The 14,068-nt window shown below is 50.7% G+C and carries 13 protein-coding genes; 1 reads left to right on the top strand and 12 read right to left on the bottom strand.

The genetic code is table 11. From position 1 onward, the window contains the following. The 10 genes from ABYW01_RS00905 to ABYW01_RS00860 form a co-directional block, all read right to left on the bottom strand. The coding region (locus ABYW01_RS00905; protein ID WP_372830662.1) for a hypothetical protein at positions 1–380 on the bottom strand (380 nt) is incomplete at its 3' end. A 240-nt stretch (positions 381–620) separates the two neighbouring features. Beyond that, positions 621–806, bottom strand: a complete 186-nt coding sequence (locus ABYW01_RS00900; protein WP_372830661.1) for a hypothetical protein — start codon at positions 804–806, stop codon at positions 621–623. Positions 807–904: 98 nt separating this feature from the next. Continuing rightward, positions 905–1,357, bottom strand: coding sequence for a MaoC family dehydratase (locus tag ABYW01_RS00895; protein ID WP_372830660.1), 453 nt, complete (start codon positions 1,355–1,357; stop codon positions 905–907). Positions 1,358–1,723: 366 nt separating this feature from the next. Then, positions 1,724–2,485: an SDR family oxidoreductase gene (locus ABYW01_RS00890; RefSeq protein ID WP_193954086.1), complete on the bottom strand. Its 762-nt coding sequence runs from the start codon at positions 2,483–2,485 to the stop codon at positions 1,724–1,726. A gap of 275 nt (positions 2,486–2,760) precedes the next feature. Next, complete coding sequence (locus ABYW01_RS00885; RefSeq protein WP_372830659.1) at positions 2,761–4,653, bottom strand: AMP-binding protein; 1,893 nt, start codon at positions 4,651–4,653, stop codon at positions 2,761–2,763. A gap of 161 nt (positions 4,654–4,814) precedes the next feature. After that, on the bottom strand, positions 4,815–5,705 hold the full coding sequence (gene mmsB / locus ABYW01_RS00880) for a 3-hydroxyisobutyrate dehydrogenase (RefSeq protein ID WP_372830658.1): 891 nt from the start codon (positions 5,703–5,705) through the stop codon (positions 4,815–4,817). A 93-nt stretch (positions 5,706–5,798) separates the two neighbouring features. Next, positions 5,799–6,896 carry an enoyl-CoA hydratase/isomerase family protein gene (locus ABYW01_RS00875; protein ID WP_372830657.1) on the bottom strand — a complete coding sequence of 366 codons (1,098 nt, stop codon included), beginning with the start codon at positions 6,894–6,896 and terminating at the stop codon, positions 5,799–5,801. Between the two features lie 129 nt (positions 6,897–7,025). Next, complete coding sequence (locus tag ABYW01_RS00870) at positions 7,026–7,802, bottom strand: enoyl-CoA hydratase (RefSeq protein ID WP_193954090.1); 777 nt, start codon at positions 7,800–7,802, stop codon at positions 7,026–7,028. A gap of 33 nt (positions 7,803–7,835) precedes the next feature. Then, entirely contained in the window at positions 7,836–8,993 is a 1,158-nt protein-coding gene (locus tag ABYW01_RS00865) for an acyl-CoA dehydrogenase family protein (RefSeq protein ID WP_372830656.1), read from the bottom strand. 100 nt (positions 8,994–9,093) lie between these two features. After that, entirely contained in the window at positions 9,094–10,587 is a 1,494-nt protein-coding gene (locus tag ABYW01_RS00860; protein WP_193954092.1) for a CoA-acylating methylmalonate-semialdehyde dehydrogenase, read from the bottom strand. A gap of 184 nt (positions 10,588–10,771) precedes the next feature. On the opposite strand from ABYW01_RS00860, the gene ABYW01_RS00855 reads away from it, so the two are divergent. Further along, complete coding sequence (locus ABYW01_RS00855) at positions 10,772–11,686, top strand: AraC family transcriptional regulator (protein ID WP_372830655.1); 915 nt, start codon at positions 10,772–10,774, stop codon at positions 11,684–11,686. 172 nt (positions 11,687–11,858) lie between these two features. Here ABYW01_RS00855 and ABYW01_RS00850 read toward each other — a convergent pair whose 3' ends face one another. Both ABYW01_RS00850 and ABYW01_RS00845 read right to left on the bottom strand, forming a co-directional pair. Next, the gene (locus tag ABYW01_RS00850) at positions 11,859–13,040 is read right to left on the bottom strand and encodes an acetyl-CoA C-acyltransferase (protein ID WP_193954094.1); all 1,182 of its coding nucleotides are present in this window, start codon (positions 13,038–13,040) and stop codon (positions 11,859–11,861) included. Between the two features lie 95 nt (positions 13,041–13,135). Then, positions 13,136–14,062: a branched-chain amino acid ABC transporter permease gene (locus ABYW01_RS00845; protein ID WP_372830654.1), complete on the bottom strand. Its 927-nt coding sequence runs from the start codon at positions 14,060–14,062 to the stop codon at positions 13,136–13,138. Between the last annotated feature and the right edge of the window lie 6 nt (positions 14,063–14,068).

The raw sequence follows: 14,068 nt of genomic DNA, 5'->3' as shown, positions 1-14,068 counted from the left end.
GACTGGCCGATAATCGAATGATCTGTACTGTACAAAACGGTTCCGTTCAACGAAGACACCTTCACTTTCAACACCCCATGAGGCGAAAGGAATTGATTCATTCGTTGATCCAGTTCTGTCAGCGCGGCATCATCCAGCAATAAAGTGGACTGCATTAGATTGTCGGCAGACAACAGGAAACGATCTTCTATCGCGATGATCAGCTCGCTAATCCGTATCGCATCCTCACGAGATACTTTCTCCACATAGCCTCGATACAACCAATGCGTACCAAGAATAGAGGCACCAAGGATAAGACAGGTAGAGATAATCGCTACGACTTGGAGTAGACGGATCAGTTTTTGGGGATTTTGATCGACAAGGTCGTTCATACGGCACATCTGACAACTCTTATGAATCTCAGGAAGCATGATTCAGGAGAGCGGTCCATGTACCCCTGTTTTCAAAACAACTGCTGAAACGCCTATGCTATCGCCTAAACATCAAATGTATAGTCTTTCTTAGCGATTACTTTGGCCTCAACCCAACCTTTAGCCGAGATTTGATTACTCACTGAACAACACGCACAAAAAAGCCGCTACGTGAGCGGCTTTTTTGTGCGTGAATAGCGATGATGGTATTTAGTGAAGCTCGTCGTACTTCTTACGAATAGCGACCAACTGCGGCTGAATATCCAGCGGCGCATAGTTCATGGCCTGCTCGAACAGGTCCTTATTCTCCTCCGACAGGCGCTCTTCTTCTGACATTGCTGACAGCTTTTGCATCGCTTCAATAAATTTTGGATGCGCATTACCTAAATCTGACATAAACGAGCCCTCCTATCAGTGGCAACGTGATATGCACATTCTAGCCAAAAGCCGTACCAATGTAAGCCCCGCCAAGCAATAAAAAGGCGGGCTGTACGTCAACCAGCTGACGGGGCACGTCTACCTAGCATAATCACGATAAAGCTGATCACTTCGTCGCCATGCTGGTTAAAGCCTCGAAATTGAATCCGCATAATCCCTCGATCAGGCTTGGACCGGGAGGGTTTTACCATAAGGATTTCGGCCGTTGTACGGATCGTATCTCCCGGCCTGACAGGTGCCAGAAAGCGTAGCTCGTCAATACCTGGACCACCCATACTGACAGTCTGAAAGACGCCTGACTGCACAACCATACGAAAACACAGTGCAAGTGTCTGAAAGCCACTGGAGATCAAACCTCCGTAAGGACTTTCCGATGCCGCCTGCGCGTCAATATGGAATGGTTGAGGATCATAGGTTAACGCGAAATCCAATATTTGCCCTTCGCTTAAGGTAAAGCCGGGTGCTTTGAACAGGTCACCTTCGGAAAAGTCATCCAGATAACGATCCATATCCGTGCTCCTTTGTTATTTTTATAGGGGATGTTGTCGCGGGAAAGAGAGTTTCGGGTTGTCGTATTTTATACCGTCAACATAGGCAACGGTGAACAGAGAGTACACGTTACCAGTCTGGCTACAGACAATATCAATGCGCTGGAAACGAGTATAGAACTGTATTGTTATGTTCTAAACGTGGAAATAAAAAGGGGGAGCAAGCTCCCCAAGTGACGTACCAACAGAGTACTAGTGCAGTTAACGGCACTATAACAACGGTCGTCTTTCAGCTAACAAGCAAAGAACCTGTATAACCTGCAAAGTTCTTCAGGGTGAAACGGTGGAATCTACGCATCAGCCCAGATCGTAGATTCCAGAACATCTTTAGATACGCAGACCACCGTCCATTTCAACAATGCGGCCGGTGAAGAATTCGTTTTCGATGATGTACTGCAACGTGTGAGACATCTCTTCCACTTCACCTAAACGACGCAGTGGTACCGCAGAAACCATACGATCAATCGCATCCGGCTTCATCTGTGCTGTCATCTCAGTCGCAATAACACCCGGTGCAATACCACCAACGCGAATACCAAAGCGTGCCAGCTCACGGGACCAGCTCACCGCCATTGTTGCCACACCCGCTTTGGTTGCAGAGTAGTTGGTTTGACCCATATTGCCCGCACGAGAAACGGAAGAGATATTGACGATCACCCCGCCCTTACCCTGCTCAGCCATAATGCCAGCCGCCTCACGACCACACAGGAAGGTACCCGTCATGTTGACGGTCAGGACAGATTCCCACTTATCCAACGCCATTTTGCCGACCAGCTTGCCGTCTTTCATTTTGATCAGCATGCCATCGCGCATCAGACCTGCGTTATTCACCAGGCCATTGATCTCACCGAACTCTTCTTTGATCTGAGCAAAAGTGCTTTCTACAGCAGGCTCATCAGTGATATTGCAGATGTAACCACGCGCTTCACCGCCCAGTTCCTGACACTGGCCGATAGCCTGATCCAACGCTTCCTGATCCAGATCGATCAGCGCCAGCTTGCCGCCCTGTTTTGCCAGATGCTCGGCCATCGCACGACCCAGACCACGACCACCACCGGTGATTACAAAAACACTGTCTTTAACCTGCATAGAAACTCTCCTGCTTATATGCCTGACAGATCCAAAATCTGTCGAGCAGCTTATTCTTTACTCTTACGTTAACGTAAATTTATATCGCGTTTTAACGCGGATTGCGAGGAAAAATAAGTATTTTCCCTAATATTTTTAATTATCTAAATATTCAGCGTTAAAGCGACAGAGAAAGCGTCGGCACCGTCCTAGCAAACGAGCCAACGCAGGGGGACATCGGTACGGTTTAAACCCGAGGGCTAGCCCTCAGATTTAAACCAAATGGGTATGCTCAATTACTTGGTCATGCCCGCATCGGCCATCAGAGCTGTAATCTCTGGCAGAATAGTTTCATCATCAATGGTCGATGGCATTTTGTACTCTTCCTGAGCCGCAATCTTACGCAGGATAGCGCGCAGAATCTTACCGGAACGGGTTTTCTGCAGACGCTGTACAACCAAAGCGCGTCGGAAGCACGCCAAAGCACCTACTTGTTCACGCACCATCTGCACCAGCTCAGCCTCGATCTGTGCATCTTCAATATCTTCACCGGCTTTTAGCACGATCAGACCAACCGGAAGCTGACCTTTCAGCTCGTCATTCATACCAATGACAGCACATTCGGCAACGGCTGGATGAGCAGATACCACCTCTTCCATTTCACCGGTAGAAAGACGGTGACCCGATACGTTGATCACATCATCGGTACGACCGGTAATGTAGATGTATCCATCATCGTCCTTATATCCGCCATCACCGGTGTGGTAGTAACCCGGAAATGCCTCCAGATAAGAGCTGACATAACGATCATTGTTGTTCCAGATACTCCAGGCAACACCCGGTGGCATTGGCAATTTCACACAGATATTACCTGCATCACCGTCCGCCATTTCAGTGCCTTCGCCATCCAACACACGAATGTCATAACCCGGGATCGGCTTATTGGTAGAGCCCAGACGTGCATCCGATGGATTATCCCAACCCATCATTGGCGCCGTCATCGGCCAGCCAGTTTCGGTCTGCCACCAGTGATCGATAACCGGCACCTTCAGCAGATCAGATAACCAATGAAAGGTAGAGGAATCCAGCTTCTCACCGGCTACAAAGACCCATTTCAGGCTGCTCAGATCATATTTCTTACACAGCGCACCTTCTGGATCTTCTTTGCGGATAGCACGGAATGCCGTTGGCGCACAGAACATAGAGTTCACATTGTACTCTTCCATCACTCGCCAGAACGTACCCGCATCCGGGTTACGAATCGGTTTACCTTCAAAGAAGATCGAGCTGCAACCACCCATCAGCGGACCGTAGACGATAAAGGAGTGACCCACGACCCAACCGATATCGGACGCGCCCCACCACACATCACCGGCTTCCATACCGTAGACATTGTTCAGCGCATAGCTAAGCGCAACGGCATGACCGCCGTTGTCACGCACAATACCTTTTGGCTGACCCGTGGTACCGGAGGTGTACAGGATATAAAGAGGGTCAGAACCTTTCACGGCAACACATTCAGCAGGCTGAACACCTTCCTGAATCTGATACCAGTCCAGATCGCGTGCGTTGTTCATCTCAGCTGTAATCATCTGACGCTGACAAACGACGGTGTTCTGTGGCTTGTGAGTCGCCAGATCAATCGCCTGATCAACCAGAGGCTTGTAGGCAATTTTCTTTTCAAATTCGATACCGCAGGACGCGGTCAGGATCATCTTCGGGCTGGCATCATCAATACGGATCGCCATTTCTGCCGGCGCAAAACCGCCGAATACAACAGAGTGGATCGCACCCAGACGGGCACATGCCAACATCGCTACGGCCGCTTCAGGAATCATCGGCATGTAAATGAGGATGGTGTCGCCTTTCTCCACGCCTTGTGCTTTCAAAGCACCCGCGAAGTTAGCAACCTTGTCTTGCAGCTGACTATAGGTGATGGCGTCTTTGGTGCCTGACGCAGGTGAATCATAATACAGTGCAACTTGCTCACCACGACCGTTTTCAACATGGTAATCCACAGCTAAATAGCAGCTGTTCAACTCACCATCCGGGTACCAGCTATAGGTTCCGAATTCAGTTTTTTCCAGTGTGGTTTCTGGTTTTTTGAACCAGGCGATGCGATCAGCCTGCCCGGCCCAATAGGCTTCCGTGTTATCTAACGCAGCCTGATATTCATCGTTGTATCCCATTGTTCAACCTCGTTTATTTTTTTTATAGAAGTTGGCACTACGGCGTGGATTCAGTCATTCATACATATCAATTCAGACCGATTCCCACAGTGCCGCGAGGAACTGTCTGCCTGCTCCCGTTATCCGAAAGCAGGCAAATATTTATTATTATGTGAGTCGGATCACTGATCCTGATACAGACGCAGCACGCTGGAGAAATCCAGCCCGCCGTTGCCTTTCGCTTTGTGCATGCTGAACAGTGCACGCGCCTGAGAACCCATAGGAGTTGGCGAGCCGCTCTGATGGCTAACATCGCCCGCAAGACCTAAGTCTTTATACATCAGATCAACCTGGAAGCCGCCCTGATAATCGTTAGAAGATGGCACACCTTCCATCACGCCCGGGAATGGATTGTAAACCTGAAGCGCCCAGTTGCTACCGGAACTCTGCTTCATGATTTCGGACAGCACCGCTGGGTCCAGACCGTTCTTAACACCCATATTCAGCGCTTCTGCAGTGCCTGTCATCAGGATAGCCAGCAACATGTTGTTACAGCATTTTGCTACCTGACCTGCACCGTTATCACCGGCACGGAAGATATTCTTACCCATGCACTCAAGGATTGGCTTCGCTTTTTCAAACAGCGCTTCGGAACCACCCACCATAAATGCCAGGGTACCCGCAGTCGCAGCGCCAACACCACCGGAAACTGGTGCATCGATGAAGCTGATACCACGTTCAGCGCCTGTTGCAGCAACACGTTTCGCTGTTTCCGCATCAATCGTAGAAGAATCAATGATCAGTGTGCCGTCAGCCACGACATCAAACAGTGGCTGCTCACCGGTCACAAAGATACTTTCAACATGCTTGCCCGCAGGCAGCATAGATACAACAAACTCAACGTTCTGCGCTGCATCAACCGCGGACGTTGCTGCCTGACCACCTGCCGCAACCACTTTCTGGATCGCATCCTGAGACAGATCAAATGCTTTAACGCTGTGGCCTGCTTTTGCCAGATTGATGGCCATTGGGCCACCCATGTTGCCCAGACCAATAAAACCGATAGTAGCCATAACTCTAGTCCTTCTTATCTTTATTAATTGAGAAGGCAGCCGCAGCAATGCGCGCTACCTTCCGGACTGAAACTGCGTCCTGAATATGCGCTTTTACAGACCTGCCAGCGGATTGGTCTCCCAAGGAGCCACAAAGAATTCGCTGACTTTATCCTGATCTACATCCGCCAGTGTCTTGAATGTCCACTGCGGGCTGCCATCCTTATCGACCAACAATGCGCGCACACCTTCTGGGAATTCACGGTGGGTACAGCACTGAACAGACAGCGCCAGCTCCGCACAGAAAACCTCTTTCAGAGACATCTGGCTGGTCACTTCCAACTGACGCTGGATCAGATTAACCGCTAACGGGCTGCCGTGGCTGATCGCTTTCTGCGCTTTGCTCACCCACTTATCTTCGGTTTCTTCCGCCAGCAGACTTTCGACAATCTCTTCCAGACTGTCCTGATCCGTTACACGCTGAATCAGATCAAAGTTTGCCTGTACCGGAGAGTTACTATCGAACTGAGGTTGAGATTCATCTTCCAGCTCACGCAAAACTCGGTTTACCGCAGCGGTCGCATCACCGTCCCAGCTTTCAGCCTGCAAACGCTCGATCATGCTGCTGCGCAGTTCACCCGCTACAAAGCGGTCTGCTAAGCCCAAAAAGAGGGCATCCGCCGCATTCATGCGATTACCGGTCAAACCCAAAAACAAACCGGTGCGACCAGGCATATGATTCAGGAACCAGCTACCACCCACATCCGGGTATAGACCGATAGTCACTTCTGGCATCGCCATGTGAGTCGATTCAGTTACCACTCGGTGGCTACAACCATTCATCAGGCCCATACCACCGCCCATCACGATACCGTTACCCCAGCAGATGATCGGTTTATTGTAGGTATGAATGGTGTAATCGAGGGTGTACTCACGGGTGAAGAACTCTTCCGGGAAGCCCTTATCCCCTTCACCAACCATCGATTTATAAAGGTTAACGACATCGCCACCAGCACAAAATGCTTTTGTGCCCGCGCTATCGAGAATCACTGCGGTAACGCTATCGTCGTTTTTCCACGCATCCAGCTGAGGCTGGATCAGGTCAATCATTTCCAACGTCAGGGCGTTCAGGGAACGCTCTGCATTCAGGCAGATCTCTACGATCTTTTTTCCGTCCTGAGTTGGGTGTTCGTTAAACAGTACTGCACTCATGATTGGATTTCCTGTTGAAGAAATTCCGACACCCGCTTCAGTGCCGGATATTTCCTGATACGTCTGCCTTCGCCATATAAGTCTGTTGGATACGTCGAAGGGTGAACTGTGTTGAATAAGAAAACCGAATTACTGGTTTTTCCAGCCCGGTGCACGCTTCTCAAGGAATGCATTCACACCTTCTTTCTGATCTTCCGTATGGAACAGATCAACGAACAACTCGCGCTCCAGAATGTAACCCGCATCCCAATGATGGGTGCGGTTGTTCTGGATCAGCTGTTTACAGGCCGCGACAGCGGTTGGGCTCTGCTGTTCAACGGCTTTCGCCATCTCCATTGCACGTTCAAAAGACTGCCCGGTTGGCACCAGCTCTTCGACCAGACCGATCTCTTTCGCCAGCGGCGCTTTAATACGCTCGCCACACAGAATCAGACGTTTAGTCCAACCTTCACCGACCAGCATGGTCAGGTTCTGCGTACCGCCTGCACACGGCAGTAGACCGACTTTAGCTTCCGGCAGCGCCATTTGAGCCTGCTCTTCCGCAACGCGAATATCACACGCCAGTGCCACTTCCAGACCGCCACCCATCGCAAAACCATTGATTGCAGCGATAGATACACCGCGGAAGCGAGACAACGTTTCAAATGCTTCACCAAAATAGCGCGCCATATCACGCGCCACTGAACGATCACCATCAGCAAACAAGTTCAGATCTGCACCCGCAGAAAAGAACTTCTCGCTTGTAGAGCGAATCACCAGAGCATAAACATCTTTATCCTGATTCAGCTCTTCAACCACAACAGCCAAGCCCTTAAGACTGTCTTCAGTCCAGGTGTTAGCCGGTGGATTGTTCATGGTGATAACAGCGGTATGACCCTGTTTCTCTACGATCAGCTTATCGGTCATCTTAAATCTCCAAATCTTGTCTGCAGGTGAGGATCAAATCAGATCCGCTGCGTCTTCCATCAACACACGACGTGCTACGATGACGCGCATAATTTCGTTCGTACCTTCCAGAATACGGTGTACGCGGTTATCACGTACATAACGCTCCATCGGATACTCTTTGATGTAACCGTTACCACCAAAAATCTGTAACGCTTCATCAGCTACGTTAAAACCAACATCCGTGGCGAAACGTTTTGCCATTGCACAGTATGCAGCTTTGTCCGCGTGGCCCGCATCCAGTTTAGACGCAGCCAACCTAACCATCTGACGTGCAGCAACCAGTTCAGTCACCATGTCGGCCAGTTTGAACTGCAAGGCCTGGAAATTTGCCAGCTCTTTACCAAACTGTTTGCGCTCATGCATATAATCGCGAGCACGATTCAACGCAGCCTGTGCGGTACCAATGGAACAGGTTGCGATATTGATACGACCGCCATCGAGACCTTTCATGGCGATCTTGAAGCCGTCACCTTCGTTGCCCAGCAAAGCGGATGCAGGTACAACAACGTCTTCAAACGTAATCATGCGGGTTGGCTGACTGTTCCAGCCCATCTTTTCTTCTTTACGGCCGTAAACGATGCCTTCAGCCTTGGCGTCTACTGCAAATGCAGAGATACCTTTTGGACCATCAACACCGGTACGTGCCATAACGACCAGTACATCTGTGCTGCCAGCGCCGGAGATAAAGATCTTGCTACCGTTCAGGATGTAGTTATCACCTTCACGACGCGCGGTGGTTTTCAGGGAGGCTGCATCGGAGCCTGCATTCGGCTCGGTCAGGCAGTAAGACGCCAGTTTTTGACCGGCGGTTAGTTCAGGGCACCACTGTTGACGGGTATCTTCGTTGCCGAAGTCCGCAATCATCCAGGTGGCCATGTTATGGATAGTGATGAACGCTGTGGTTGAGGTGCAACCCATCGCCAGCTGTTCAAAGATAATGCTGGCATCCAGGCGGCTCAGGCCTAACCCGCCTACGTCTTCCGGTGAATACAGGCCACAAAAGCCCATCTCACCTGCAGCACGCAGTACGTCTACCGGGAAAGTCTGTTCCTGATCCCATTCGGCGGCATGGGGTTCAAATTCGTTTTGTGCAAAGGCACGGGCCATGTCGGCGAATGCAATCTGGTCTTCATTCAGCTCGAAATCCATCGCTCTCTCCTACGCGGAAGGGAGTCGCGATTCCGCCATTTAGACGAACCGCGCTCCCTTCTCGGTTTTTCTTCTGTTGTTTTCTGGTACGTGCTGAAAATTACTTCAGCTGGATAGTGGTGTTTACACCGGTATCAATGTCGTCTTCGAACCAGCGAGCAGTCACAGTCTTAGTTTCTGTGTAGAAACGTACAGCCTGCTTACCGTAAGCGTGCTGATCACCGTAGAAAGACTTTCTCCAGCCAGTGAAAGAGAACATTGGCAGAGGCACTGGTACAGGTACGTTGATACCTACCTGACCCACTTTGATCTCGTGCTGGTACTTACGTGCTGCAGCACCAGAAGAGGTGAACATAGACGTACCGTTGCCGTATGGGTTGTTGTTGATCAGCTCGATCGCTTCATCCAGCGTGTCAACTTCCAGAGCGATAAGCACAGGGCCAAAGATCTCTTCCTGGTAGATAGACATCTCAGTAGTCACACCACGGAACATGGTTGGACCCACCCAGTTACCGTCCGGGTAGCCTTCAACCACAACATCAGAACCGTCGAGGATACACTCGGCACCAGCATCTTTACCCTGCTGAATGAAGCCCAGAACTTTGTCACGAGCCTGAGGGTTGATCTGAGGACCGTAACCCGCTTCTGGGTCATCCCATGCGCCCGGACGTACTTTCGCCAGCGCATCACGTACTTCTGGGATCCACTTACGGGATTCACCGACGAAGACAGCAACGGAGATCGCCATACAACGCTGACCCGCAGCACCCACAGATGCACCCGCGATGCTGTTAACAACCTGGTTCTTAGCCGCATCCGGCATAATAACCATGTGGTTTTTCGCACCGGCAAATGCCTGTACGCGTTTCATCTTGTCGGTACCGGTACGGTAGATATGCTCACCGACAGCGACAGAACCTACGAAGGAGATCGCTGGAGTATCTTTGTGGGTCAGCAGCTGGTTAACAGCGTCTTTAGTACCGTGAACAACCTGCAGCAGACCTGCTGGTGCGCCTGCTTCCTGGAACAACTCAGCCAGACGCATCGGCGTCAGCGGATCCTGCTCGGATGGCTTCAGTACAAATGTGTTACCGCAAGCAATCGCCATTGGGAACATCCACAGCGGAATCATTGCCGGGAAGTTGAAAGGAGTAATACCGACACATACACCCAGTGGCTGAGTGATGCTGTAGCAATCGATCTTACGCGCTACGTTTTCGACTGTTTCGCCCATGCTCAGAGATGCAATGTTGCACGCGTGTTCTACAACTTCGATACCACGCCACACGTCGCCTTTTGCATCTTCAAACGTCTTGCCGGTTTCCTGCGCCAAGAGGGTTGCGATCTCGTCATGATTCTCTTTCAAAAGCGCCTGGTAGCGCAGCATCAGACGAGCGCGCTCACCAACTGGTGTCTCTTTCCAGGTTTCGAAAGCCGCTTTAGCCGCTTCAACTGCGCCTTCTACTTCCGCTTCAGTTGCACAAGGCACCTGCGCAATAACTTCCTGCGTCGCTGGATTAGTTACAGGGATAAAGTTCTGAGATTCGCTCTGAACGAATTCGCCATTGATCAGGAGAGGTACTTGCTGAGTCATCGCTTTTACCTATGCCTCTGGTTAGTTGTTGTTATTCGTCTTTTGTTTGGAACGTTTCTTACGTTTGGAACGTGATGGTTAAGTTGTATCATGCGACCCTGAACTTCAGGATTGATAATCTTGTCTTATTGATGGACTATATTGCGATTCATTAGGTAATTTCCCTTATACATAGGTCGTATCTATGAGCACACCATCAAGCTGGCCACTGCCTCCTGAAAGCATTCGCTTCGTTATTCCGCGCCGCGTCATTTCCGAGTTAGCTCAACATCCGCTCAGTAGCGGCCTGTACCCCCTAGGCATGGGATATTATCGCCAAGCGACCGGACACCATATGGAACGGGACGTACACGATGACAACCTGCTGATCTATTGCCTTGATGGAGAAGGAGATTTAGAAGCCGGAGGCAAAAAGCACCGTGTACGACCCGGTGATATATTGTTAATTCCTAAGGGCATCCCACATTCGTATAAAGCACGCCGCAAAAATCCGTGGACGATCTACTGGGTCCATTTTCACGGTCACCATGCCAGTGATTTTGTACAACACCTTGCACTGCCGAGAAGCGACCAACCCCATCTGGTGATGCCCATTGGTATCCACTCCCGACTGGTCAGTGATTTTGAAGCACTTCTGGAAGCCCGTGAGTCCACCTACAACATCAACGCCTATATTTGTGCAGCTAACCAACTGCGACAAATAATGGCGCATATCGCCTTGCTACAGCCTCTGGCACGTCATAAACAATCCGGGGACGGCATCGATATCGAGCGGGTTCACAGCTTGATGCAGGCACGCGCACACGAACAGCTGGATCTGGATACACTGGCTGAAACCGTTAACCTGTCGAAATACCACTTTGTAAAAAAATACAAAGAGATTACCGGCACAACGCCCATCAATCATTTTATTCAGCTCAAAATCGAACGCGCCTGCCACCTGCTGGACACCACCAATAACAGCATCAACGAGATAGCCTTCGCAGTGGGGTATGAAGATGCCTATTACTTTTCAAGGATTTTTAAAAAGCTGATGGGTGTATCACCGAGTCAGTACCGGAAGATGCGTACCGGCGCGTATCCATACAAAGGTGATTGAAGAACAGACAGGTAAGACGAGATAAGGGAAACAACCCCAACCGAATTTAATACATCAAGAAACGAGAAAGCCGGGCAGTGTCAGACACGCCCGGCTGGAGAGAAAGCGGATTCGCCGCTGCCGCCCCTTCAAACAGCAACAGCCCGTTCCGTAGACGGGAACCTTGTAAGGCTTAGATCATCTCTACAGCAACGGCTGTGGCTTCACCACCACCGATACACAGGGACGCAACGCCTTTCTTCAGGCCTTTCTGCTTCAGAGCGTGCAGCAGGGTTACCATGATACGTGAGCCGCTGGAACCGATCGGATGACCCAGCGCACACGCACCACCGCGCACGTTGACTTTATCCGCGTCCAGGCCCATCTCGTTGATAGCCAGCATGGACACTACAGCAAAGGCTTCGTTGATCTCGTAAAGATCTACGTCGTCCTTGCCCCAGCCTGCTTTATCCAGCGCTTTCTGGATTGCACCAATCGGTGCAATGGTGAACTCTGCAGGCAGCTGGGCGTGGGTAGAGTGAGAAACGATACGCGCCAGCGGCTGCAGGCCACGCGCGTTTGCTTCAGACTCTTTCATCAGCAGAAGCGCGGAACCACCATCAGAGATGGAGCTGGAGTTCGCAGCAGTCACGGTGCCGTCTTTCTTGAACGCTGGACGCAGACCACGGATCTTATCAATACGCGCATTGCCCGGCTGCTCATCGGTATCTACAACCACTTCACCTTTACGGGTTTTGATGGTTACAGGCGCGATCTCTTCTTTGAACTCCCCGGCTTCAATCGCCGCCAGCGCTTTGTTCAGGGAACCGATGGCAAAATCGTCCATGCCTTCACGGGTGATGTTGTAATCATCCGCACTCTTCTGCGCGAAAGTACCCATCAGACCACCTTCGTAGGCATCTTCCAAACCGTCCAGGAACATGTGATCCATAACCTGACCGTGTCCCATACGCATACCCTGACGCGCTTTCGGCAGGATGTAAGGTGCCTGGCTCATGCTTTCCATACCGCCGGCAACCATGATGCTGGCGGAGCCCGCCAGAATCTGGTCGTGCGCCAGCATTACGGCTTTCATACCCGAACCACACATTTTGTTGACCGTGGTTGCACCGGCTGCATCAGGAATACCAGCAGCGCGAGATGCCTGACGTGCCGGAGCCTGACCGAGACCCGCCGGCAATACGCAGCCCATCACAACCTCATCGACATCTTCAGCCTGCACACCAGCACGCTCAATGGCAGCTTTGATAGAAGTGGCACACAGATCTGGTGCACGCACATCGCTCAGTGAACCCGCCATGCCGCCCATCGGGGTGCGCGCTGCGCTCACAATCACTACTGCATCCTGACTCATATTTTTCACCTTAAAAACACATTAAATGTTTACGTTAACGTAAGCTTATAGACACAAAAAAGGGTGCACGGTTGCACCCTTTTTATAGCTTGCGCTTAGCTGAAATTACGCTTAATCACCTTCTGGATTTCACCCACAATACCGCTACGGAATGCCAGCACACAGACAATGAAGATTAAGCCCATGATGATATGAATATAGTTACCCAGCTCACCACCCGACAGATAGTTCTGAATAGTGACAACCACACCGGCACCCACAACAGGCCCAAAGATAGTGCCCATACCCCCCAGCAAGGTCATCAGCACAACCTCACCGGACATATGCCAATGGATATCGGTCAGTGACGCCAGCTGGAATACCAACGTTTTAGTTGAACCCGCCAGACCCGCCAGTGCAGCAGAGATAATAAACACAACCCACTTATAGTCATTAACGTTGTAACCCAACGACACTGCCCGCGGCTCATTTTCACGAATCGCTTTCAGAATCTGACCAAAAGGTGAATGTATGGTCCGGTGAATTAACCAGAAGCCGAAGATAAAGATTGCCAGTACGAAGTAGTACATAACAATATTATCCGACAGGTCGAAGATACCGAACAGCGTGCCACGCGGTACACCCTGAAGACCATCCTCACCACCGGTAAACGGTGATTGTAGATAGAAAAAGAATGCCAACTGAGCCAGTGCTAACGTGACCATCGCAAAGTAGATACCTTCACGCTTAACTGCCAGCTTACCGTATACAGCACCTAACAATCCCGCCGCAATAGTACCCACCACGACAGACAGCGCAGGCCCGATACCTGTATGCAACATCAATGCACCAGTGACATAACCACCGGTTCCCAAAAAGGCTGCGTGACCAAAGGACAGTAGACCAACGAAGCCTAGCAACAGGTTAAAGGCGCAGGCAAACAGCGCAAAGCACAGCACCTTCATCAGGAACACTGGATACAAAATCGCAGGCGCTACCAACGCCAGAAGAAACAATACCAGATAAAGCTTATTAATTTTCATGGTCAA

Source organism: Pontibacterium sp., assembly GCF_041587635.1.
Taxonomy (GTDB): domain Bacteria; phylum Pseudomonadota; class Gammaproteobacteria; order Pseudomonadales; family Balneatricaceae; genus Pontibacterium.
This window is presented reverse-complemented; position numbering and strand designations above follow the sequence as displayed.